Here is a 21,947-nt window from a genome sequence, read left to right as displayed (position 1 = left end):
GCTATCGCGCCAGCTTCGCCTCGTACATCCACACCTTCTCGTCGGCGCGCGGCGTCCACTCGACCCAGTTGGCCACCCCGTAGAGATCGTGTTGCTGCCAGAGGAAGACCCACGGGGCCTCGTCGTGCACCAGCCGCTGCAGCTCCGCCCACGCCTCCAGCCGCTTCTTCGGGTCCACGATCGTGACCGCCTGGGCGATCTTGGCGTCGATGACCTTGTTGTTGCCGTAGGAGGAGTAGGTCTGGTTGGCCTGGAAGAGCTGCTCGATGGTGTTCTGGGCGCTCAGCGCAGGCCCCCAGCCGAGATAGAACATGTCGCCGGTGGTGCGGTTCTTGATCTTGTCGAGGTGCGTGCCCCACTCGTTGACCACCACGTTCACCTTGATGCCGAGGCGCTGCAGCTGGGCCGCGATCGCGAGCGAGACGTCCTTGTCGAGCGGGTAGCGGCCCGACGGAGTGTCGAGGGTGAGCTGGAGCTTGGTCGGGTCGACCCCGGCCTCCTTGAAGAGGGCCTGGGCCCTGGCGGGATCGTACTTCAGGCACTCGATCCCCGGCGTGTAGTCGACGTTGAGCGGGGAGAGCGGCCCGCACATCTTGCTGGCCCGGCCCTTGAGCACCTGCTGGATCAGCTCGTCCACGTTGACCGCGTGGCTGATCGCCTTGCGCACCCGGAGATCCTGCATCGGGCCGGCCTTCAGGTTGACGAGGGCCAGGTAGTTGATGCGCGAGGAGACGGTGGAGCGCACCTTGCCCTTGCCCGACTTGTCCACCATCTCCACCGCGTGGGGCGGCACGTCCTTCATGATGTCGATCTCGCCCGCGAGCAGCGCGGAGAGCCGGGCGCTGAACTCCGGGATGTAACGGAACGTGACGCGGTTCATCTCGGGCGCGCCCTGCCAGTAGTCGGGATTGCGCTCGAGCACGAGCCGCTCGTCGCGCACCCACTGCACGAACTTGAAGGGTCCGGTGCCGATCGGCTTGGCCAGCAGGCCCTGCGGCCCCTGCTCCTTGAGGGCCTTGGGCGGCATCGCGAGGAAGTCGGTCGATTCGGAGATGCGGTCGATGAGTCCCGGCCAGGGCTTGTCGGTGATGAAGCGGACGGTGTAGTCGTTGACGATCTGGACGTCCTTGACCTGCGACCAGCGCGGCGCGTAGTGCGTCTTGTTGGCGGGGTCCTTGATGTAATCCATCGTCGCCTTCACGCTCTGGGCGTTGAAGGGCTCACCGTTGTGGAACTTGACGCCCTGCTTGAGCGTGAACTCCCAGGTGGTGTCGTTGACCACCTTCCAGCTCGTGGCCAGCATGGGCATCGGCTTGTAGGTCTTGGGATCGCGGTCCACGAGCCGGTCGTAGATGTGCTCGAGCTGCACGTTCGTGGTCCAGTCCACGATGGTGTCGGGCAGCAGCGTGCGCGGCTCGGCCGCGAAGGCCACCACGATCTCCTTCGTCCGCGCGCGGTCCTGCGCCTCCGCCGCGGGGGTGAGGGGGCAGGTCACCGCCACGCCGAGCAGTGCGGCGAAGGCGGCCAGCATCCGGGTGAATCGAGTCATGGGTCTCTCCTTGTCGGCTCGATCTTCTTGACGTAGCGGATCAGGCGCGGATCGGGCTCGTACAGCGAGTCCCAGAAGCCCACCGCCCACGGGTGGTCGTGCTCCACGAGGGCCGAGATGCGTCGGGCGCCGCGGTCGGCGAGCTGTCGCTCCACCTCCGCGACCAGCGCCCGCGCGATGCCGCGACGCCGGTACGACGGCAGCACGGCCAGGCGATAGATGTTGCCGCGCCAGCCGTCCCACGCCCCGATGACCGAGCCCACCAGCAGGCCGCGATCGACCGCCACCAGCACGGCGGCCGCCGCGTCGCGGATCACCTCGCTGATCTGCTCGGGGGTGTCGGTGGGGCTGGCGGTGGCGTCGGCGTGATGCCAGAGATCCAGGAGGGCGTCGGCCTCCTGGGGACGGCACGGGCGGATGACGACGCCCATCAGACGCGGAACCGCGGATCGAGCACGTCGCGCAGCCAGTCGCCGACCAGGTTGATGCCGAGCGCGGTGAGGGCCAGGGCGGCGCCGGGAAAGGCGGCCAGCCACCAGGCCACGAATAGATAGTCGCGGCTCTCGGACAGCATGCTGCCCCACGCGGCGGTGGGTGGCTGCACCCCGAAGCCGAGGAACGAGATGGCGGCCTCGGCCACGATGAACTGGGCGAACTGGAGACTGGCCAGGATGACGATGGAGGGAGTCACATTGGGGAGCACGTGCCGGAAGAGCAGGCGCCCGCGTCCGAGACCGAGGGCCTGGGCTGCGTGCACGAAATCGCGCTCCTTCACCGACAGCACCTCCCCCCGGACCACGCGAGCATACACGACCCAGCCGGCGACTGACAAACTGACGATGATGTTGCGCAGCCCGAGGCCGACGATGGCGTTGATGGTGAGCGCGAGCAGGATGAAGGGGAACGACAGCTGCACGTCGGCCACCCGCATCAGCACCGCGCCCGGCCAGCCCTCGAAGTAGCCGGCGAGCAGGCCGAGGAGCCCGCCGACGATCGCGGTGAGCAGCACGCAGCAGACGCCGATGAACAGCGCGATCCGCGCGCCGTAGAGCACGCGGGCCAGCAGGTCGCGTCCCAGCTGATCGGTGCCGAGCGGGTGGCCCGGGGTGCCGGGCGGCTGGAGGCCGGCCGCGAAGTCGCTCTGCAGCGGGTCGTGCGGGACGAGCAGGGGCGCGGCCACCGCGGCCACGATCACCAGGCTTGCGATGGTGATGCCGACGAGGCCGCGGCCGTGCCGGGCCAGGAACCGCGTCATGCGCGCGCGCGCGCCCGCGTGCGCGGATCGAGCCAGCCGTAGAGCACGTCCACCAGCAAGTTCATGAGGGTATAGGTCACCGAGAAGACGAAAACCGCGGCGAGCACTACCGGAAAATCGCGATTGAGCAGGGCCTGGACGGTGAGCCGGCCGAGCCCGGGCCACGCGAAGATGGTCTCGGTGATCACCGCGCCGCCCAGGAGCTGGCCGGTGTCGAGGCCGGCCAGGGTCACGATGGGGATCGCCGAGTTCTTGAGCGTGTGCTTGCCGATGACCACCGGCTCGCCCAGACCCTTGGCCCGCGCGGTGAGCACGTACTCCTCGTTCAGGGTGTCGAGCACCGAGGAGCGGGTGATGCGCGCCAGGCGCGCGGCGTAGAACGAGGCGAGCACCACGCACGGCATCACGAAATGGAGCGGGCCGCCCATGCCCCCGGTGGGGAGCCAGCCGAGCCGCACCGAGAAGAAGTAGATCATCATGAGGCCGAGCCAGAAGCCGGGCACCGCCTGGCCCAGCACCGCCCCGCCCATGCCGAGGAAGTCCACGAGCGACCCGCGCCGCACCGCCGAGAGCACCCCCACCGGAACCGCCACGCAGAAGGTGAGCAGGAGCGCGCTCCCGGCCAGCGAGAGCGTCGCGGGCAGGCGCTCCAGCACCAGCCCGAGGGCATCGCGCCGGTAGCGCAGCGACTCGCCGAAGTCGCCGTGAACGGCGCGGGTGATGAAGCGGCCGTACTGCACGGCCAGCGGATCGTTGAAGCCCAGTCGCTGGCGGAACTCGTTCAGGTCCTTGGCCTGGATGTCCATGGGCAGGAACAGCAACACCGGGTCGCCGCCGAGCCGCACCAGGAAGAACACCGCGGTGAGCGAGAGGAAGACGACGAGCACGGTCTGCCCGAGCCGCGACAGGAGGTAGGCCCGCATCCCGGCGAGTGTACCCGATCCCCCGCCGAGGCTGGCGCCGCCAGTTGCTATAGTGGGCGGGGCCTCATGACCTTCTTCCGTGATCTGTCGGTCTCCGCGGTGGCGGCCGGCTTCGTCACCGTGCTCGTCGGATTCGCCAGCTCGGCGGTGATCGTGTTCCAGGCCGCGGGGGCGGTCGGCGCCTCGACCGCGCAGGTCGGCTCGTGGATGCTCGCCCTCGGCGTGGGCATGGGCCTGACCTGCGCGCTGCTGTCGCTGCGCTACCGGGTGCCGGTGGTGACCGCGTGGTCCACGCCGGGCGCGGCGCTGCTGGTCACGAGCGCGGCCGGCCTGTCGATCCAGGAGGCCACCGGGGCGTTCCTGCTCTCGGCGCTGCTCATCACGCTCTGCGGATTCTCGGGCTGGTTCGAGCGGGTGATGGACCGCCTGCCGCTGGCGATCGCGGCCGGGATGCTGGCCGGGGTGCTGCTGCGCTTCGGGCTGGCGCTCTTCACCGCGATGAGCACGCGCCTCGCGCTCAGCCTCGGCATGCTCGCCGCCTATCTGCTGGCGCGGCGGCTCACCCCGCGCTACGCGGTGATCGCGGCCCTGCTGGTCGGCGGCTCGATCGCGCTGGCCCAGGGCCTGCTGCACGTGGACGCTGTCCGCCTCTCGCTGGCCCGGCCGGTGTGGGTCACGCCGCGCTTCACCCCGGGCGCGATCATCGGCGTCGCGATCCCCCTGTTCGCGGTGACCATGGCCTCGCAGAACGTGCCCGGTGTCGCGGTGATCCGCGCCTCGGGGTACCGGGTGCCGATCTCCCCGCTGATCGGCTGGACCGGGCTGGCGAACCTGGCTCTGGCCCCGATCGGCGGCTTCGCCCTCAACCTGGCCGCCATCACCGCGGCGATCTGCATGGGGCCCGAGGCGCACGAGGACCCGAAGCGCCGCTACGTGGCCGCGGTGGCCGCCGGCGTCTTCTACTTCGTGATCGGGCTCTTCGGGTCCACGGTGGTGTCGGTCTTCACCGCGTTCCCGCCCGAGCTGGTCGCGGGCATCGCCGGGCTGGCGCTGCTGGCCACCATCGGCGGGGCGCTCGCCAGCGCGGTGCGGGAGGAGAATCAACGGGAGGCGGCGCTCGTCACGTTCCTGACGACCGCCTCCGGCGTGACGTTGGCCGGGATCGGATCGGCGTTCTGGGGACTGGTGCTGGGTGTGGTGACCTTGCTGATCACGCGCGAGGCGACCGGCCAGCGCAAGAGGCGTCGCGCGTAACGCGGGCCACGGAGGTGGCGCATATGACGATCTCGAACGATGGACGCTCGGGGGTACTCCCCGCGCTGATCGTGGGGCTGTGCCTGCTGCTCGGGCTGTCCGCCGCGGGGTACCTCGTGGGCCGCGGCGCCACCCGCTTCCGCTCGGACACCCGCGTGGTGACCGTGAAGGGGCTCGTGGAGCGCGAGGTGAAGGCGGACCGCGCGGTGTGGGCGCTGGGCCTGCGCCGGGCCAGCGAGACGCTCGTGGACGCCCACACCCGCCTGAGCGCGGACCGGGACGCGGTGGTGGCGTTCCTCAGGAAGCAGGGGTTTCCGGAGGCGGAGATCGAGCGCCAGCCGACCCGCACGGTGGACAAGCTCGCTCGCGAGTACGGCCAGCCGCAGCCGAGCGATCGGCTCCGCTACGTGGTGACGACCTCGGTGGTGGTGCGCACCGCCAACGTGGAGCTGGTGCGGACGTCGGTGGGCTCGACCGAGGAGCTGCTCAAGGCCGGCGTCGCCCTCGACGGTGAGCGCGAGCACGGGGGGGCCAACCCGCGCTACGCGGTCTCCACCTTCAACGACCTGCGCCCGCAGCTGCTGGCCGAGGCGACGAAGAACGCCCGGGCCACCGCGCAGCAGTTCGCGGCCGACTCCGGGGCGCAGGTCGGCAGCATCCGCTCGGCCAACCAGGGCGCGATCCAGATCTTCGGTCTCGACGGCGGCGACGAGTCGGCGCCGTTCAGCCCGACCAGCACGCCGGTCAAGCGCATCCGGGTGGTGAGCACGTTCGAGTTCGAGCTGAGATAGCGTCTGCGATGCCCACCGTGTTCGCCCACGCCGCCCTCCCGCTGGCGCTGGGCGGCGGCCTCGGGCGCGGCGTCCTCTCGGCCCGGCTGGTCGCGGCCGGGATGGCGGTGGCGGCGCTGCCCGATCTCGACGTGGTGACGCTCCACTGGGGCGTCCCGTACTCGGCGGCTCTGGGCCACCGCGGGTTCAGCCACTCGCTGCTCGTGGCGGCGCTCGTCGCGCTGATCGGCGCGTGCGCCCACCGCGCGCTGCGAAGCGGCTTCGGGGGTGCCTTCGCCTTCCTGTTCGTCTCCATGGCCTCCCACGGCGTGCTCGACGCCTTCACCGACGGCGGGCTCGGCGTCGCCTTCCTGTGGCCGTGGTCCACGCGGCGATTCTTCGCCCCGGCCGACTGGCGGGTGATCGAGGTCTCGCCGATCGGGCTCGTCGCGTTCCTACCGCGCGCCGCCGTCGTGCTCGCCTCCGAGGCCCGCTGGGTCGGGCTGCCCGCGCTGGCCCTCGGGCTCGCCCTGGCCGGCGCGCGGCGGGCGATGCGTCGTTGATCTCTGGTCCGGGCGCCCGGCCGCGAAAAGGGTCGGGTACGATGGAGGCCGGCGGGCGCACGTCGCCGTCGCGCCCAACCGGTCAGGGCCACGCCGGTCATCATCCGCAACGCCGAGAGAAAGGATCACACGTGAAGCACTGGGAGGACTTCGAGGTCGGCGAGACGACCGAGCTGGGATCGCACCGGATCACCGAGGCCGAGATCCTGGCCTTCGCCCGCCAATACGACCCGCAGCCGTTCCACACCGATCCGGTGGCGGCCCGCGCCAGCCTCTACGGCGGGCTCATCGCCAGCGGCTGGCACACCTGCGCCCTGATGATGCGCCTCTCCGTCGAGGCGAACCGGCGCGAGCAGGCCGCGGCCACCGGCTCGCCCGGGCTCGACTCCTGTCGCTGGCTCAAGCCGGTGCGCCCCGACGACGTGCTGACCGGCCGCACCGAGGTGCTCGAGACGTGGCCGTCGCGCAGCAAGCCCATCGGCTTCGTGCGACGCCGGGTCGAGATGCGGAACCAGCACGGCGAGGTGGTGGTGGCCATCGTCGGCATCACCATGTACCACCGCCGGCCCGCGCTCGAGGCGGCCGCGTCGTGAAGTACTTCGAGGACGTGCAGGTCGGCGAGACGATGCGGTTCGGCCGCTACGAGGTCACCCGCGAGGAGATCGTCGAGTATGCGCGGCAGTTCGATCCCCAGCCCTTCCACCTGGACGAGGAGGCGGGACGCCAGAGTCTCTTCGGCGGGCTCGTCGCCAGCGGGTGGCACACCGGGGCGATGTTCATCCGCATGATCTGCGACGGCATGATCCCCGACAACGCGACCGCGGGCGCCAAGGGCTTCGACGACCTGCGGTGGATCAAGCCGGTACGTCCGGGCGACGTGCTGTCCGTGGAGTCGGTGGTGCGCGAGAAGGTCGAAGGCCGGCGGCCCGACCTGGGCACCGTGAAGGTGGAGAGCCGGATCAGCAACCAGCGCGGCGAGGTGGTGATGAGCCTTGTCTCGCTGGTGCTCTACCGGCGCCGGCCGGCGGCCGCCTCCCGGATCGGCGGCCAGATCGACCAGCCCGGCCGGATTCGGAGCGAGCCGGGCGCCACGACGCCCGGCGCGGGTTGACCCGTCCCGCGGGCCCCTGATAACGTCGGGCGCGGATCCGATCGCGGTGCGCTGCGCTCAGTGTCGGCGGGACAATCCAGTCGAGGCGCGCTTCTGCCTCGAGTGCGGCGGCCGGCTCGTTCCGGGCTGTGCCGCGTGCGGGCAGCCCCTGCCCGGCGAGGCCCGCTTCTGCATGGCCTGCGGCGCGCCGGTGGCCGCCCCGCGCGCTTCCGACGCCGCGGCCACCTTCACGTACACGCCGCGGCACCTCGCCGAGCGCATCCTGGCCTCCCGGGCCGCCCTGGAGGGCGAGCGCAAGTCGGTCACCGTCCTCTTCTGCGACATGGTCCGCTCCACCGCGCTCGCCGAGCAGCTCGGTCCCGAGGGCATGCACGGCCTGCTGAGCCGCTTCTTCGAGACCGCCCTCGGCGAGATCCACCGCTACGAGGGCACCATCAACCAGTTCCTGGGCGACGGCTTCATGGCGCTCTTCGGCGCCCCGCTCGCCCACGAGGACCACGGCCGCCGCGCGGTGCTGGCGGCACTCGACCTCCGCCGCGCCCTCGACCAGCAGCCGCTCGAGGTCGAGCCGGGCCGGCGGGTCCCGGTGCGACTGCGGCTCGGCCTGCACACCGGATTCGTGGTGGTGGGCGCCATCGGCGACAACCTGCGCATGGACTACACCGCGGTCGGCGATACCACCCATCTGGCCGCGCGCCTGCAGCAGATGGCCGAGCCCGGCCAGATTCTGGTGAGCGAGGACACCGCGCGTCTCGTGCGCGGCTACGTGGCCCTGGAGAGCCGCGGTCCGGTGGAGGTGCGCGGACTGTCCGCGCCGGTGGTGGTCCACGCGGTGAGCGGCCGGGGCGACCGGCGCTCGCCGCTGCAGGCGGCGGACCAGCGGCCGCTGAGCCACTTCGTCGGACGCGACCGCGAGCTGCGCGCCCTGCGGGATTTCCTGGTGGAGATCGAGGGCGGCCGCGGCCAGGCGGTGAGCATCGTCGGCGAGCCGGGCGTGGGCAAGTCGCGGCTGGTCCTCGAGCTGCAGCGCGCGCTGGCCGGCCGCCGCTCGGTCTACGTCGAGGGCCGCTGCCTGTCCTTCGGCGCCGCCATGCCCTACGTGCCGGTGCTCGACGTGGTCCGCGGCCTGTGCGGCGTGGGCGACGCCGACCCGGTGGAGGACACCCGGGAGGCCGCGCGCGCGGCGACGGCCCAGATGGGGGTGGACGCCGCCCTCGTCCCCTTCCTGCTGCATCTGCTCGGCGTGGCCGGGGACGAGCTGCCGGGCGGGCTCGGGCCCGAGGCCATCAAGGCCCGCACGTTCGAGGCGATCCGTCACCTCGTCGCCCGGGCCGCCGCGCAACGGCCGCTGGTCATCGCCGTGGAGGATCTGCACTGGATCGACCGGACGTCCGAAGAGTGCCTGGCCGCCATCGTGGAGCGGCTGGCCGGCCTGCCGGTCATGCTGCTCACCACCTATCGCCCGGGCTATCGCCCGCCCTGGATCGATCGCTCCTACGCCACCCAGATCGCCCTGCGGCGCCTGGCCCCCGCCGACAGCCTGACCGTGGTGCGCTCGGTGCTGTCACGGGCCGGGCTGGGCGACCCGCTGGCCGCGCTGATCCTGGACAAGGCGGAGGGCAACCCGTTCTTCCTGGAGGAGCTGGCCCGCGCGTTGGACGATCACGGCCTCGGTCGGCCCGGCCTGATCGTGCCCGACACGGTGCACGGCGTGCTGGCCGCGCGCATCGACCGGCTCCCCGACGTGTCCAAGCGCCTGCTCCAGACCGCCTCCGTGCTGGGCCGGGAGTTCTCCCTGTCGCTTCTCCAGGGGACCTGGGACGGCGACGATCCGGAGCCCCACCTCCGCGAGCTGACCCGTCAGGAGTTCCTCTACGAGCGCCACGGCCCCGAGGGCTCGACGTTCGTGTTCAAGCATGCGCTGACCCAGGACGTCGCGCTCTCCGGCATCCTCGCCCCGCGGCGGCGCGATCTGCACGCGCGGGCCGCCGCCGCCCTGGTGACCCTCAACCCGGCGCGCGTGGAGGAGCTGGCGCCCGTGCTGGCGCACCACTACGCGCAGGCCGAGGACTGGCTCCCGGCCGGCGAGCACGCGACCCGCGCCGCCGAGCGGGCGCGGGGCGCCTTCGCCAACCGCGAGGCGATCGAGTGGTACGGCCAGGCGCTGCACGCCATCGAGCGGGCGGCGCGACCGCCCGCCGAGCGCCTGCGGCTCCTGGCCGCCCGCGGCCAGGTCCACGGCGTGCTCGGGGCCTTCGAGCCCGCGCGCGCGGACCTGGAGCAGGCGCTGGCCATCGCCCGCGAGTCCGGCGACGCGGGCGCCTGCGGCGAGCTGCTGGGCGCGCTGGGCGAGCTGTGGGGCGGCCACCGCGACTACCGGCGCGCGCTCGAGCTGACCGGCGAGGCGGTGCGCATGGCGGAAGCGGCCGGCGACCGGCGGGGCACCGCGGAGGCCCTGGTGCGGACCGCCCTCGTGCACCTGAATCTCGGCCAGATGACCGAGAGCCAGCGGCAGCTCACCCGGGCGCTCGACATCTTCGAGGCGCTGGGCGACGAGCGCGGCGGCGCGCGCACCCTCGACGTCCTCGCCATGAGCGACGGCATCAGCGGCCGGATCGAGCGGGCGATCGAGCGCAACCGCGAGGCGCTGCGGCGCTTCCAGCGCGTGGGCGACCGCGCCGCGCAGCCGTCGGTCATCACCAACATCGGCTTCTGGCTCGCCCTGGCCGGCCACTTCGCGGAGGCCGATCCCCTGATCCGGCAAGGCCAGCAGGCGGCGATCGAGCAGGGGGCTCGGGCCGATGAAGCCTACGCGCATCTGGCCCTGGCCTGGCTGGGCGAGCAGCACGGCGACCTCGCGGCTGCGCTGCAAGAGAATCAGCGCGCGCTGGCCCTCGCTCGCGAGATCGGCCATCGGGAGTGGACCGCGGCCGCCCAGTGGGCTCTCGGCCGGCTCACCCGGCTCTGTGGAGCGCCCGAGCGAGCCCGGGTGCTGCACGAGGAGATGCTGGCCATCGCGCGCTCGCTCGGCGCCGCCTTGTGGATCGCCGGGGCGCTCGACGAGCTGGGCGAGGACCTGCTCGCGCTGGGCCGCGAGACGGAGGGCGAGCCGCTGCTCCACGAGGCCATCGAGGCCGCGGCCGAGGCGACCGAGTTCGTGCTGCCGCCGCTGCTGGCGCTGGCCGATCTTGCCCTGCGGCGCGGATGCGCCGAGGAGGCCCACCGCGTCGCCGGACGTGCCGAGGCCGTGGCGGGCGACTACCGGTCATGGGGGCTCGACGCGCGGCGCCTGGGCGCCCGTTCCTTGATCGCGCTCGGTCGGGGGCTGGACGGAGAGGGGATCCTCGAGGACGTGAGGCAGCAAGCAGGCGCGCTCGGCTTCGAGCCGGTCGTGTGGCGCGCCAGCCTGGACCTGGCCGATCAGCGCGAGGCCGGCGGGCAGGCCACGGCCGCCGCGGCCTTGCGCGCGGAAGCACGGGCCGGCCTGGAGCGCGTCGCGTCCGGCTTGCCGGACGATCTGCGCGCGGCGTTCGCAGACGGGCCGCTCATGCGCCGAGCGCTCGCCGGCGAGCGGCGCATCTGACCGCCCTCTGCTCGAGCGCGGGCTCGGCGCGCGGCATCCCGCGCGGGGGGAGGTCGGCGCGCCCCCTTCGACTCACGAACGGCTGCCGGGGCTCGGGTAGCTCACCGCCAGCCCCGCCGCCGCGTCGGACTGGATGCCGAACGGCGGGATCGGATAGCGCAGGCCGTTCTTGCTCAGCGCGGCGAGCCCGTCGATCACCTTGGGCAGGAAGCGGGGCGGCGTCGCCATCAGCATCTCGTCGTCGGCGACGCCGCCGTAGCGGCGCTCCGCGTAGCAGGGGATGGTCAGCGCGGGCTCCCCGGTCTTGAGCGCCTTGCCCCACGAGTCCGCGCACGCCGATTCGCCCACGGAGGTGAACGACATCTTCTTGTAGCCGGTCCACTGCAGCCCGTTGATGAAGAAGATCATCTGGCCGGGCGTGCCGTAGATCAGGCAGATGTCGGGCGGGTTCAGGCGGCCGGAGGTCAGCGGCGCCACCGCCATCGCCTTGTAGCGGCCGTAGGGCACGCAGTCCATCGCGTGCTGGTGCAGGCTCGCGTCCTCCCGGGTCTTGAACCAGACGCCGGCCATCCGCTTGCCCGAGAGCCATTCGTCGTCCTGCGGCGACAGGCCGATCACCGCGCCGCACTGAGCGCCGACCAGATCGGCCATGGTGATGCCCACCGTCCAGCCGAGCTGCCGGGCCTGGGCCACGATCTGGTCGGTGGTGTGCTTGGCCTTGGGGCGGCGGATCTTGGGGATGGCCTCCATCTCCTCCACCGTCTCGAACAGCTTCATGCCGATCGGGATCGAGCGCAGGCGCAGGTACTGGTTCAGGCCGTTGACGATGGCGTCCCAGTCGTAGGTCGCGGTGCTCATGTCGTCAGTCTCCGAGCAGCAGGTAGTAGAGCGCGGTGGCGTGCAGCTCGCCGTTGGCGCTGCGCGCGTACTGCGGGATGGCGCCCGCGAAGGTCCAGCCGAGCGAGCGGTAGAGGGCCTCCGACGGATCGCCCTGCCGCGTGTCGAGCACGAGGGTACGGCGCCCGCGGCGGCGCGCCTCGTCCTGGGCGGCCCGCATCAGGGCGCGCCCGACCCCGCGGCGGCGCGCGCGCGTGTGGACCATCAGCTTGATCAGCTCGGCGCGGTGGCTGCCGTTCGCGCGCTTCTCCAGATCGAGCTGGACGGTGCCCAGGAGGGCGCCGTCCTCGCGCGCCACCCACAGGAGCCGCCCGCCGCCCTTGACCGCGACCGCGACGCTCTCCCAGTACTCGCGCGCGTCGTCCGCGGACAGCGGCGGCAGGAAGCCCACCGAGCCGCCGTCGTCCACCACGTCGCGCAGGAGCGCGATCAGCGCAGGCTGCTCGCGGCGGGCCGCGTCGGCATCCAGGAGATCGATCATCGACATGGGGGCGCCTACGGCTTGAACTCCTGGTCCAGGATCTCGGTGATGAAGCGGTCGAGCGAGACCGGATAGAACCGCACGTTGGGGGCGAGGATCACCCCGGTGTTGATGACTTCTCGCTGGGACAGCTCGTCCAGGGCGCGCTCCACCTGTGCCTGCGGGTTGCGGTCCCAGCGCTGGATCTTGAGGTCCTCGCTCTCGAGGGTCACCTGGTGGCGATTGGAGTACGCGAAGGAGAAGACGCGCGCGATCAGGGCCTCGTCCATCAGCTCGGTCTCCTTGAAGAGATCGCCGTAGGTCTGGCCGGCGCGGCCCGGAGCCAGGACCAGGCGCGGCGAGACCTTGATCTTGCCGCGGATCTCCACCGACGCGGCCGGGTGCGCCTCCTGCGGGCCCACCAGGATGTAGGGCAGCACGTGGTAGCCCGCGATGATGCCCGCGACCGGCTTGCGCAGGATCTCGGTGGTCTCGAAGAGGTGCTTCAGGAACTCCGGGTCGTGCTGCTCGCCGAACATGGGAGCCCTAACCGCGGACCGCCGAGACTTCCATGCAGTCGAAGCCGAAGTCGTGCTCGCGGCTCTGGTAGCGCGGATCGGTGCGCACGTGATCGAGATACGCCTTCACGTCGCGGCGGTACATGCCGGTGTTGTCGGCCACGATGAGGGCGCCCCGGACCAGCCGCGGCTCGACCGCGCGCAGATAGTCGAGGTAGTCTTCCTTGTTCGCGTCGATCAGCAGGAAGTCGACGGGCCCCCGCAGCAGCGGCAGCACCCGCAGGGCGTCGCCCACCACCACTTTCACCCGCTTGCCCAGGCCCGCGGTCTCCGCGTTGAGCTTCACGAACCTGGCAAGGTAGGGATTCTGCTCCACGCAGATGAGCCGCCCGCCCGGCGGCAGGTGGCCGGCCACCAGGATCGCGGAATAGCCGAAGAGCGAGCCGACCTCGATGGCCCGCCGCGGCCGGTGCTTGAGGAGGAGACGGCGCAGCACGCGGCCCTTCTCGCGGCCGATGACGGGGAGGGTCCATTCGGTGACGGCTCTGTCCATCAATCGCAGCATGCGCTGGGCGGTCTTGGTCATGAGCGAGCGGGGATCCTCTCGCGGACGCCGTCGGGCAGCGGGTAGCGTCGGTCCCACTTGCCCGCCTTCACGAGCTGGCCCGGCAGCGAGCGGCCCACGATCTCCTGCACCCGCTTCGACGTGGCGATCAGCGCGTCCAGGTCGACGCCGGTCTCGACGCCCATCGCGTGCAGGCAGTGGATCAGGTCCTCGGTGCACACGTTGCCGGAGGCGCCGGGAGCAAACGGGCAACCGCCGAGTCCGCCGATGGAGGCGTCGAAGCAGGTCACCCCCATCTCCATCGCGGCCAGGATGTTGGGAATGGCCATCGCGCGAGTGTCGTGGGTATGGAGCGTCCACTCCACGCCCGGGAAGCGCGGCATCAGGCGCTCCAGCACGCGGGCCACCTGCGCCGGGTTGGCCATGCCGGTCGTGTCGGCCAGCCCGATGCCGCGGGCGCCCGTGTCCACCAGGCGCGCCACCACCGACTCCAGGTGGTCGACCGGCACCGCGCCCTCGAAGGGGCAGCCGAAGGAGCACGAGATGCCCGAGACCACCGGGACCTCGGCCCGGCGGGCCACCTCGGCCACCGCGGCGAGCTTGGTGAGCGACTCGCCGATCGTCATGTTCACGTTGGCCAGGTTGTGGCTCTCGCTCGCCGACACCACGGTGTGGATCTCGTCGACGCCGGCGTCCACCGCGCGCACCGCGCCCTTGTCGTTGGGCACCAGCGCCGAGTAGATGGTGTTGGGCCGGCGCACGATCGCGGCCATGACCTCGGCGGCGTCCTTCAGCTGCGGGACGGCCTTGGGCGAGACGAACGAGGTCACCTCGATCCGCGGCATGCCCGCCGCGGCCAGCCGGTTGACCACGTCGATCTTGTCCGCGGTCGGGATGAACTCCGGCTCGATCTGGAACCCGTCCCGCGTTCCCACCTCGCAGATCGTCACCCGCTTCGGGAGCTTCATCGTGTCGTCTCCTGGGTCGCTTCCCACTCGTCTCGTAGCACCTCACCCATCCACACGTCGTGCCAGCGGCCGTCGATGAAGTAGTAGTGTCTCCGGACCCCGCACTGGCGGTACCCGGCGCGCTCCAGCCCGCGGCGGCTGCCCCGGTTCGCGATCACCACGTGGGTGGTGAGGCTCTCCAGGCCCAGCTCGCGGAAGCCGTAGCGCGTCCGCAGCCGCATCGACTCGCCCGCGCAGCCCTTGCCCCACTCCTCCTTCTCGCCGATCACGATGCCGGTCTCGCCGCGCCGGTTGCGCCAGTCGATCTTCTCGATCGAGGTGTTGCCGATCAGCTTGCCGTTGTGTCGTAGGACGATCGCCCACATCACCTGGTTCGGGTCCTTTCCGACCTGCTCCAGCCACTCCTCCTCGGCCTTCGCGGTGAACGGGAACCGGTAGAGCAGGTATCGCGTCACCTCCATGTCGGCGAACCATCGCTGATAGACCGGGAGGTACTCCGGCCGCGGCGGCTCGAGCCGGACGCGCTCGCCCTCGAGGATCGGACCCAGCATCGATGGCTCAATAGGAGCGGGGCATGCCGAGGACGTGCTCCCCGACGAAGGCCAGCACCAGGTTGTTGTTGATGGGCGCGGCGCGATAGAGCCGCGACTCCCGGAACTTCCGCTCGATGTCGTACTCCTCCGCGAAGCCGTAGCCGCCGTGCGCGTCCATGCACGCGTTGCCCGCCTCGATGGCCGCCTCGGAGGCCAGGTACTTGGCCATGTTGGCCTCGCCGCCGCAGGGGATGCCCGCGTCGAACATGCGGGCGGCCTTGGTGCGCATGAGGTCGGCGGCCTCGATGTTGACGTGCGCCTTGGCGATCGGGAACTGCACGCCCTGGTTGGCGCCGATGGGCTTGCCGAAGATCACCCGCTGGCCGGCGTAGGCCACCGCTTTCTCGATGAACCAGCGCGCGTCGCCCAGCGAGTCGGAGGCGACCAGGATGCGCTCGGCGTTCATGCCGTCGAGGATGTAGGAGAAGCCCTTGCCCTCCTGGCCGATGAGGCTGGCTGCGGGAATCTCCATGTTGTCGAAGAACAGCGCGTTGGTCGAGTGGTTCATCATCATCTTGAGCGGGCGCACGTCGAGCCCTTTGCCCTGGAGCTCGCGGATGTCGATGAGGAACACGCTGAGCCCGTCCGTCTTCTTCTTGACCTGCTCCACCGGGGTGGTCCTGGCGAGCAGCAGCATGAGGTCGGACTGCAGGACCCGCGAGATGAACATCTTCTGGCCGTTGACCACGTAGTGGTCGCCCTTGCGGACCGCGGTGGTCTGCAGCTTGGTGGTGTCGGAGCCCGCGTTGGGCTCGGTGACCCCGAAGGCCTGCAGGCGCAGCTCGCCGGTGGCGATCTTGGGCAGGTACTGCTTCTTCTGCTCCGCGGAGCCGTGCCGGAGCACCGTGCCCATGATGTACATCTGGGCGTGGCACGCCGCCGGGTTGCCGCCCGCGCGCGCGATCGTCTCGAGAATCAGGGCGGCCTCCATGATCCCCAGCCCGCCGCCGCCGTACTCCTCGGGGATGAGCACGGCCAGGTAGCCGGCCTTGGTCAGCTCGTTGACGAAGGCCTCGGGGTATTCGCGCCGCGTGTCGAGGTCGCGCCAGTACTCGGCGGGATACTGCTTGCAGAGCTCGTAGACCGCGGTCTTCAGCGCCTTCTGGTCGTCGGTGAGGACAAAGGTCATGTCGGCAGTCATGCGTGACCCCTTTTCAGCTTCAACATGGCTGAGCCATGTTGACCGTGGACGAGATGGTCGCGGCTCTCCGCGTGGCTCCGTCGTGTCTCGCCGCTCAATTGTGCTCCGTCGCTATCGCCCGTGGAACCTGGGTTTCCGCTTCTCGTTGAACGCGCGGACGCCCTCGAGGCGGTCCTCGGTGGTCACGGTGTTGTTGTAGGCCTCGATGGCCAGCGCCATCCCGGTCTCCAGATCGGTCTCGCCGCCCCGGTTGATCGCCTTCTTGGCCTGGCGCACCGCGATCGGTCCATTGTCCGCGATGGTGGCGGCGATCTCCAGCGCTCGGGCCCGCGCCTGCCCGGCGGGCACCACGTGGTTGACGAGCCCGATCGCCCGGGCCTCGCGCGCGTCCACGCGCCGCCCGGTGAAGATCAGCTCCTTGGCCATGGGCGCGCCCAGGATGCGCGGCAGCAGCTGGGTGCCGCCCACGCCGGGGAAGATGCCGCGGGTGACCTCGGGCACCGCGAACACCGCGGTCTCACCGCAGACCACGAAGTCGGAGAGCACCGCCAGCTCGCAGCCGCCGCCCATCGCGAAGCCCTCGACCGCCGCGATCACCGGCACCGGGCAGTGGAGCACGCCCGCGGCGGCGGCCTCGAAGATCACGTGCTGGGCGCGCCAGGCCTCGTCGGTCATGCCCTCGCGCTCCTTGAGGTCGCCGCCCACGCAGAAGGCCTTCGTGCCCGCGCCGGTGAACACGATCGCGCGGACCGTCTTGTCCCAGCGCAGCCCGTCGAAGCAGCGCAGCAGGTCCTCGCCCATCGCGGTGTTCATCGCGTTGAGCGCCTCGGGGCGATTCAGCTCCACCGTGACCACGAAGCCGTCCGGCGAGGCGGTGACGTTGAGCGTTCTATAGCTGGACGACATGGCGCTCCGCGAGGTCTCGGATGGTGGCCGCGTCGTAGCCCAGCTCGGCCAGCACCTCCGCCGAGTGCTCGCCGAGCAGCGGGGGCACGCGGGTAGGGGCCGGCCGCTCGCCGTCCCACTTGATCGGCAGCGCCATCGGGCGGTAGTCGGGCAGGCGCGGGTGCTTGATCGCGGGCAGCATGCCGCTGGCCTCGGTCTGCGGCTCGCTCGCGATCTGATCCATGGTGGACACGCGCGCCGCGGGCACGCCGGCCCGCTGCAGCCGCGCGAGCACGTCGTCGGCGGTGAGTCCGCGGGTCACCGCGGCCAGCGCCTCCTGCAGCGCGGCACGGTGCTGCACCCGGCGCGGATTGTCCACGAAGCGCGGATCGCGCGCGAGCCCGGGGACCGCGAGCGCGGTGGTGGTCTTGAGGAAGAGGGCGTCGGAGGCGGCCGCGATCATCACCCAGCCGTCGGTGACCGGGAACGCCTCGTACGGGACGATCATCGCGGTGCCCGAGCCCTGCGGCTGCGGCACCTCGCCGGTCGCGAGGTAGTGACTCATCTGGAAGACCGACCAGGCCAGCGCGGTGTCGAAGAGCGCAGTCGTGACGTGGGCGCCGTGGCCGGTGCGGTCGCGCTCGCGCAGCGCGGCCATGATGCCGGTGACCGCCCACATGCCGGTGCCCATGTCCACCACCGAGACGGGCACGCGCGCGGGAGGCTGATTCGGGTGGCCGTTGATGGACATGATGCCGCCGTAGGCCTGCATCAGTGGATCGTAGCCCGGGCGGTCCTTGAGCGGTCCCTCGGTGCCGAAGGCGGTGACCGAGCAGTACACGAGCCGCGGATTCAGCGCGGCGGCGCGCGGCCAGCCGAGCCCCAATTCCTCCACCGCGCCGGCCCGCAGCGACTGCACGAAGACGTCGGCGCGAGCCAGGAGCCGCTCCACCACCGCGATGCCTTCGGCGGACTTGAGGTCCACCGCCAGGCTCCGCTTGTTGCGATTGACGCTCAGGAAGGTCGCGCTCTCCTGGCCCCAGAAGGGCGGCCCCCACGCGCGCGCGTCGTCGCCGCGGCCCACGCGCTCCACCTTGACCACCTCGGCGCCCAGGTCACCGAGGATCTGGGTGCAATAGGGGCCCGCGACGTTCTGGGTCAGGTCGGCGACCAGGATTCCGGCCAGGGCGGCGTTCATGGGGAACCGATTATAGCCCGACCGCTCGGGCCTCCCTGGCCTCTCCCTCTCGCGTCGAACCCTCACCCCTCCGGGGAGAGGGCTGGGTGAGCGGGAGTCTACAAGCTCGCGCGCCGCCCCTGGTGATACTCCTCCAGCTCGCGATTGGCGTGGAGCACCGACTCGAGCCGGTCGACCACGTCGCCGACGCGCGGGCCGGGGATCGTGAAGTACAGCTCATCGTCCCCGAGGCCGGTATAGACCCGGTTGCCGATGCAGCCGAGGCTCGTGACGCCCCGCGGTCCCCCGAGCACCGCGGGGATCATGGCGCACGCCGGCCGACCCATGGCGGCGCCGTCGCCGGCGAGCCCGGCGGCCAGCGCGGCCTCGGCGACCAGCATGATCTGGCGCGCCCGGCCGCGCACGAGGACCACGTCGGGCGGCACCGGGGCCTGGGCCAGCGGCGCATAGACCGCGACGCGGAGCCGCTCGGAGCGACGCGGGAGCGCGGCGACCTCGTCTTCCCGAATGTAACGGAGGCCGACCATGGTGCCGACCACGCCCTCCAGCTCCTTCGCCCGCTCGGGCGGCAGCGCGACGCCGTGGGTGTACGAGCCGACCGGGCAATGGTAGTGATCGGCGGCCTCGGTGTAGAACACCGCGCCCTCGGCGGCCTGCTTCCAGTACGCGCAGCCGGCGGGCCCGGCCTTCGCCACGCGCGGGACGCCCGGGGGCGCCGCCGCGGTGAAGGTCACCGCCACCGGCGGTGTCCGAAGGCCCAACAGCTCGGTCATGCGATGGCCGGCAGTGCGTGCATCCATGTGCGCTCCTCAGGGCACCCGGGCGCGGAAGGTGAACGCCACCCGCACCTCGTTGCCGATCGGGTTCAAGAACGAGTTGTAGTTCATCGCGTACTCGCCCCGGTTGACGATGAATTCCCCGGAGGCGACGAGCGCCGCGTTGCTGATCTGCACGTCCACCGGCACCGCGAGCTCGCGAGTGACCCCGCGCAGCGTGAGCCGGCCCACCACCGTCGCGCGGCGTCCCCCCGACTCGACCCGCACGCTCTGGAACGCGATGGTCGGATAGCGCTCCACGTCGAAGAAGTCGACGCTGCGCAGGTGTCGGTCGCGCATGTCGATGCCGGTATCGAGCGACGCGGCCTCGATGGTGAGCGTGATCTTCGCGCTGGTGGGCACCGCGGGATCCACCACCACGTCGCCGCTGAAGCGCGAGAAGTGGCCCTCCGCGTTCATCAGCCGCGAGGTCGCGCGGAACATGATCTCGCTGGCCTCGGGCTGGATGCGGAAGCGCAGCGCCTCGGCCATCGCGGGGCCGGCCGCCGCCAGCGCGGCCAGCGCGAGCCCGGCGAGCGCGAGCGAGCGGACGAGGACTGGGCGCGGCACGGCGACTAGTATCGCTCATCCGTCGAGGAGCCGCGCGCTTTCCGCTCGCGCGCGGGACAAATCACGCCGGCGGCGCATCGTCGCTGGTGTAGGCTCGCCGCAGAGAGGGCTCACCCCTGATGCTCGCGGCGGCATTCGTGCTCGGCCTCGTCGTGTCGATGGTGGCGCTCGTCCTCTCGCTGATCGCGGTGCTGGCCGCGCGCGCCCGCCGCTGGCCCGACGACGCGCCCGCCCGTCTCGCCGCGCTCGAGAAGCAGGTGCGCGAGCTGTCGACGCGCGCCGACCCCGCAGGGCCCGCGCCGGCGGTTCCGGTCGACGTGGACGCGTCGTCGCCCGCCGAGCCCGTGATCAGCGAGCCGACACCGCCGTTCGCGCCGCCGCCCCGTCCCGCGCTCGATCTCGAGCAGCGCATCGGGGCCCGCTGGGCGACCTGGGTCGGCGTGGTGGTGATCCTGGTCGCGGTGGCGCTCTTCCTGAAGTGGGCGATGGACCACGACTACCTCGGCCCGGTCACGCGGGTCAGCGTCGGCATCGTCTGCGGCCTGCTGATGCTGCTGGGCGGCCTGGCCCTGCACGCGCGCCGCGACCTGCCCTATCTCGGCGAGGGGCTCGCGGGCGGCGGCCTCGGCATCCTCTATCTATCGCTGTTCGCGGCGCACGTGCTCTATCGCCTGCTCGGTGCGCCCGCCGCCTTCGCGGCCATGTTCGCGGTGACCGTGCTGGGGACGGCGGTGGCGGTGCTCAGCGGCCGCCTGAGCACCGCGGTGCTCGCGGTCCTCGGCGGCCTCCTCACCCCCGTGCTCCTGCAGGTCGAGCGGCCCGACGAGCGCAATCTGCTCGCCTATCTGCTGGTGCTCGACGCGCTCGCCCTCCTGGTGGCGCGGTTCCGCCCGTGGCCCGCGCTCAACCGCCTGGCCTGGGGCGGGTCCGCGCTGCTGATCCTGCCCACGCTGCTGCGCGAGCCCGAGGCGCCGCGGCCGCTGGCCCGGCTGGTCCTGCTCTCCGCGATCTTCCTCGTGTTCGTGGCCGTCCCGCTCTTCCGCGAGCGGGCCCGGGGCGAGCGCATCGGACGGATCGACCTCGTGCTGGTGGTGGCCAATGCCGCGGGCTACTTCTGGGCGGTGTACGTCACGCTCGAGACGTGGCGACCGCTGGCGGAGGGACCGTACGCGCTGATCCTCGCCGTGCTCTACCGCCTGGTCGCGGTCGACTATGCGGCGCGGGTCCCCGAGGACTCGGCGACCGTGATGCTGCACGAAGGCGTGTCCTGGACCTTTCTCACTCTGGCCATTCCGCTGGCCCTGGGCGGGCAATGGATCACGCTGGCCTGGGCCGTCGAGGGCGTCGCGCTGCTCTGGCTGGCCGCCCACGGGCCGATGCCGGTCGCGGTGTGGGCCGGACTCGTGGCCCTGCTGCTCGCCGCCATCCGCGTGCTGGCCCTCGACCGTTACGGGTTTCCGGGCGTTCCGGCGGTCTGGAACCTCACCTTCCTGATCCACGCGTTGGTGGTCGTTGCCCTGGTCGTCGGCGGGAGCCTGGCCGGTCGGGTGCGCGAGAGCCGCGAGGGCTATCTGCGGACCGAGGCCGTCCGGTCCCTCCTCTGGGTGGCCGCGGCACTGACCGCGGCGGCGCTCTGCTGGCGGGAGCCGAAGGGTCTCTGGCCCGCCGTGCTGCTCACCCTCGAGGTCCTGACCGTCGGATTCCTGGCCCGGCTTGTCCGATCCCCGGCCTTCAGCCTCGCCATTCCGGCGCTGGTCGTCATCCTGGCCGTCCGGGTGCTGGCCGCGGATGATGGCATCGCGCAGCACGCGGCGGGTACGCTGCTGAGCTGGCCGCTCCTGTCGCGGATCGGGGCCTGTGTGGCCATCGGGATCGCGGGAGGCGGGCTGGCTCGCTCGGCGGATCCCGGCGTGCGATACGTCGGGCGGGCCATCTCGGGGGCGGCCGGCCTGATCCTGCTCTACGTGCTCAGCGTGAGCTGGACGCGGTACCAGGAGGCACTCCGATCGCCGGGCAGCCCACGCGCCGACTTCAGGTGGCGAACCCAGGCGGGGCTGTCGGTGCTCTGGGCGATCTATGCGGGTATCGCGCTCGCGTGGGGCTTCGCGCGATCGAATCCGGCGGTGCGCTACGCCGCTCTCGCGCTGCTTGGGCTAACCGTCTTCAAGGTATTTGCCGTGGACTTCGCCGAGGTCAAGACCGCGTATCGGATCCTATCGTTCGTGGTCCTCGGCGTGGTCCTCCTGCTGGTCAGCCTCGCCTATCAGAAGCGTCGAGCGGTCTCCCAGTCGGTTGAAAGTTAGGACTTCCAAATCAGAGTTAGAGAGTT

Annotated in this window: 22 protein-coding genes; 7 read left to right on the top strand and 15 right to left on the bottom strand. The window is 71.5% G+C overall.

What is annotated here, in order from left to right; all coding sequences use genetic code 11:
- Position 1 precedes the first annotated feature (1 nt).
- Genes VKN16_11725 through VKN16_11710 form a run of 4 tightly spaced genes read right to left on the bottom strand, consistent with a single transcriptional unit; the run spans position 2 to position 3,727 of the window.
- Positions 2-1,549: an ABC transporter substrate-binding protein gene (locus VKN16_11725; protein ID HME94874.1), complete on the bottom strand. Its 1,548-nt coding sequence runs from the start codon at positions 1,547-1,549 to the stop codon at positions 2-4.
- Positions 1,546-1,980, bottom strand: a complete 435-nt coding sequence (locus tag VKN16_11720) for a GNAT family N-acetyltransferase (GenBank protein HME94873.1) — start codon at positions 1,978-1,980, stop codon at positions 1,546-1,548. The genes VKN16_11725 and VKN16_11720 overlap by 4 nt, the downstream gene beginning before the upstream one ends.
- Positions 1,980-2,804: an ABC transporter permease gene (locus VKN16_11715; GenBank protein ID HME94872.1), complete on the bottom strand. Its 825-nt coding sequence runs from the start codon at positions 2,802-2,804 to the stop codon at positions 1,980-1,982. Before VKN16_11715 ends, VKN16_11720 begins: the two co-directional genes overlap by 1 nt.
- Positions 2,801-3,727, bottom strand: coding sequence for an ABC transporter permease (locus VKN16_11710; protein HME94871.1), 927 nt, complete (start codon positions 3,725-3,727; stop codon positions 2,801-2,803). The genes VKN16_11715 and VKN16_11710 overlap by 4 nt, the downstream gene beginning before the upstream one ends.
- Before the next feature lie 66 nt (positions 3,728-3,793).
- Between VKN16_11710 and VKN16_11705 the strand changes: the two genes are divergently transcribed.
- The 6 genes from VKN16_11705 to VKN16_11680 all read left to right on the top strand — a co-directional run bounded on the left by VKN16_11705 (position 3,794) and on the right by VKN16_11680 (position 11,008).
- Positions 3,794-4,981, top strand: coding sequence for a benzoate/H(+) symporter BenE family transporter (locus VKN16_11705; protein HME94870.1), 1,188 nt, complete (start codon positions 3,794-3,796; stop codon positions 4,979-4,981).
- 23 nt (positions 4,982-5,004) lie between these two features.
- Positions 5,005-5,772 carry an SIMPL domain-containing protein gene (locus VKN16_11700; GenBank protein ID HME94869.1) on the top strand — a complete coding sequence of 256 codons (768 nt, stop codon included), beginning with the start codon at positions 5,005-5,007 and terminating at the stop codon, positions 5,770-5,772.
- Positions 5,773-5,780: 8 nt separating this feature from the next.
- Complete coding sequence (locus tag VKN16_11695) at positions 5,781-6,314, top strand: metal-dependent hydrolase (protein ID HME94868.1); 534 nt, start codon at positions 5,781-5,783, stop codon at positions 6,312-6,314.
- A gap of 131 nt (positions 6,315-6,445) precedes the next feature.
- Entirely contained in the window at positions 6,446-6,907 is a 462-nt protein-coding gene (locus VKN16_11690; protein ID HME94867.1) for a MaoC family dehydratase, read from the top strand.
- Positions 6,904-7,425: a MaoC family dehydratase gene (locus VKN16_11685; GenBank protein HME94866.1), complete on the top strand. Its 522-nt coding sequence runs from the start codon at positions 6,904-6,906 to the stop codon at positions 7,423-7,425. The genes VKN16_11690 and VKN16_11685 overlap by 4 nt, the downstream gene beginning before the upstream one ends.
- Positions 7,426-7,471: 46 nt before the next feature.
- The gene (locus VKN16_11680) at positions 7,472-11,008 is read left to right on the top strand and encodes an AAA family ATPase (GenBank protein ID HME94865.1); all 3,537 of its coding nucleotides are present in this window, start codon (positions 7,472-7,474) and stop codon (positions 11,006-11,008) included.
- Positions 11,009-11,080: 72 nt separating this feature from the next.
- Here VKN16_11680 and VKN16_11675 read toward each other — a convergent pair whose 3' ends face one another.
- From VKN16_11675 to VKN16_11625, 11 genes are all read right to left on the bottom strand, one after another.
- On the bottom strand, positions 11,081-11,866 hold the full coding sequence (locus VKN16_11675) for a DUF169 domain-containing protein (protein HME94864.1): 786 nt from the start codon (positions 11,864-11,866) through the stop codon (positions 11,081-11,083).
- A 4-nt stretch (positions 11,867-11,870) separates the two neighbouring features.
- On the bottom strand, positions 11,871-12,392 hold the full coding sequence (locus tag VKN16_11670; protein HME94863.1) for a GNAT family N-acetyltransferase: 522 nt from the start codon (positions 12,390-12,392) through the stop codon (positions 11,871-11,873).
- A gap of 8 nt (positions 12,393-12,400) precedes the next feature.
- Entirely contained in the window at positions 12,401-12,904 is a 504-nt protein-coding gene (locus VKN16_11665) for a hypothetical protein (protein HME94862.1), read from the bottom strand.
- A 7-nt stretch (positions 12,905-12,911) separates the two neighbouring features.
- A complete protein-coding gene (locus tag VKN16_11660; protein ID HME94861.1) occupies positions 12,912-13,469 on the bottom strand; it encodes a class I SAM-dependent methyltransferase in 558 nt (185 codons plus the stop codon).
- Positions 13,466-14,416, bottom strand: coding sequence for a hydroxymethylglutaryl-CoA lyase (locus VKN16_11655; protein ID HME94860.1), 951 nt, complete (start codon positions 14,414-14,416; stop codon positions 13,466-13,468). Before VKN16_11655 ends, VKN16_11660 begins: the two co-directional genes overlap by 4 nt.
- A complete protein-coding gene (locus tag VKN16_11650) occupies positions 14,413-14,967 on the bottom strand; it encodes a GNAT family protein (GenBank protein ID HME94859.1) in 555 nt (184 codons plus the stop codon). Before VKN16_11650 ends, VKN16_11655 begins: the two co-directional genes overlap by 4 nt.
- Positions 14,968-14,974: 7 nt before the next feature.
- A complete protein-coding gene (locus VKN16_11645; GenBank protein ID HME94858.1) occupies positions 14,975-16,138 on the bottom strand; it encodes an acyl-CoA dehydrogenase family protein in 1,164 nt (387 codons plus the stop codon).
- A 123-nt stretch (positions 16,139-16,261) separates the two neighbouring features.
- Positions 16,262-17,056, bottom strand: coding sequence for an enoyl-CoA hydratase-related protein (locus VKN16_11640; protein ID HME94857.1), 795 nt, complete (start codon positions 17,054-17,056; stop codon positions 16,262-16,264).
- Positions 17,040-18,233 (bottom strand): CoA transferase, encoded by a 1,194-nt coding sequence (locus VKN16_11635; GenBank protein ID HME94856.1) that lies wholly within the window; start codon positions 18,231-18,233, stop codon positions 17,040-17,042. The genes VKN16_11640 and VKN16_11635 overlap by 17 nt, the downstream gene beginning before the upstream one ends.
- 98 nt (positions 18,234-18,331) lie before the next feature.
- Positions 18,332-19,033 (bottom strand): DUF169 domain-containing protein, encoded by a 702-nt coding sequence (locus VKN16_11630; GenBank protein ID HME94855.1) that lies wholly within the window; start codon positions 19,031-19,033, stop codon positions 18,332-18,334.
- A gap of 9 nt (positions 19,034-19,042) precedes the next feature.
- Positions 19,043-19,618, bottom strand: a complete 576-nt coding sequence (locus VKN16_11625) for a YceI family protein (protein HME94854.1) — start codon at positions 19,616-19,618, stop codon at positions 19,043-19,045.
- Positions 19,619-19,737: 119 nt separating this feature from the next.
- Between VKN16_11625 and VKN16_11620 the strand changes: the two genes are divergently transcribed.
- Positions 19,738-21,921 (top strand): DUF2339 domain-containing protein, encoded by a 2,184-nt coding sequence (locus tag VKN16_11620; protein ID HME94853.1) that lies wholly within the window; start codon positions 19,738-19,740, stop codon positions 21,919-21,921.
- Positions 21,922-21,947 lie beyond the last annotated feature (26 nt).

This window comes from Candidatus Methylomirabilota bacterium, assembly GCA_035315345.1.
Taxonomy (GTDB): Bacteria; Methylomirabilota; Methylomirabilia; order Rokubacteriales; family CSP1-6; genus CAMLFJ01.
This window is presented reverse-complemented; position numbering and strand designations above follow the sequence as displayed.

Coding starts and splice junctions, on each gene's coding strand:
- VKN16_11725 (HME94874.1), bottom strand. CDS start 1,549: ATGACTCGATTCACCCGGATGCTGGCCGCCTTCGCCGCACTGCTCGGC.
- VKN16_11720 (HME94873.1), bottom strand. CDS start 1,980: ATGGGCGTCGTCATCCGCCCGTGCCGTCCCCAGGAGGCCGACGCCCTC.
- VKN16_11715 (HME94872.1), bottom strand. CDS start 2,804: ATGACGCGGTTCCTGGCCCGGCACGGCCGCGGCCTCGTCGGCATCACC.
- VKN16_11710 (HME94871.1), bottom strand. CDS start 3,727: ATGCGGGCCTACCTCCTGTCGCGGCTCGGGCAGACCGTGCTCGTCGTC.
- VKN16_11705 (HME94870.1), top strand. CDS start 3,794: ATGACCTTCTTCCGTGATCTGTCGGTCTCCGCGGTGGCGGCCGGCTTC.
- VKN16_11700 (HME94869.1), top strand. CDS start 5,005: ATGACGATCTCGAACGATGGACGCTCGGGGGTACTCCCCGCGCTGATC.
- VKN16_11695 (HME94868.1), top strand. CDS start 5,781: ATGCCCACCGTGTTCGCCCACGCCGCCCTCCCGCTGGCGCTGGGCGGC.
- VKN16_11675 (HME94864.1), bottom strand. CDS start 11,866: ATGAGCACCGCGACCTACGACTGGGACGCCATCGTCAACGGCCTGAAC.
- VKN16_11670 (HME94863.1), bottom strand. CDS start 12,392: ATGTCGATGATCGATCTCCTGGATGCCGACGCGGCCCGCCGCGAGCAG.
- VKN16_11665 (HME94862.1), bottom strand. CDS start 12,904: ATGTTCGGCGAGCAGCACGACCCGGAGTTCCTGAAGCACCTCTTCGAG.
- VKN16_11660 (HME94861.1), bottom strand. CDS start 13,469: ATGACCAAGACCGCCCAGCGCATGCTGCGATTGATGGACAGAGCCGTC.
- VKN16_11655 (HME94860.1), bottom strand. CDS start 14,416: ATGAAGCTCCCGAAGCGGGTGACGATCTGCGAGGTGGGAACGCGGGAC.
- VKN16_11650 (HME94859.1), bottom strand. CDS start 14,967: ATGCTGGGTCCGATCCTCGAGGGCGAGCGCGTCCGGCTCGAGCCGCCG.
- VKN16_11645 (HME94858.1), bottom strand. CDS start 16,138: ATGACCTTTGTCCTCACCGACGACCAGAAGGCGCTGAAGACCGCGGTC.
- VKN16_11640 (HME94857.1), bottom strand. CDS start 17,056: ATGTCGTCCAGCTATAGAACGCTCAACGTCACCGCCTCGCCGGACGGC.
- VKN16_11635 (HME94856.1), bottom strand. CDS start 18,233: ATGAACGCCGCCCTGGCCGGAATCCTGGTCGCCGACCTGACCCAGAAC.
- VKN16_11630 (HME94855.1), bottom strand. CDS start 19,033: ATGGATGCACGCACTGCCGGCCATCGCATGACCGAGCTGTTGGGCCTT.
- VKN16_11620 (HME94853.1), top strand. CDS start 19,738: ATGCTCGCGGCGGCATTCGTGCTCGGCCTCGTCGTGTCGATGGTGGCG.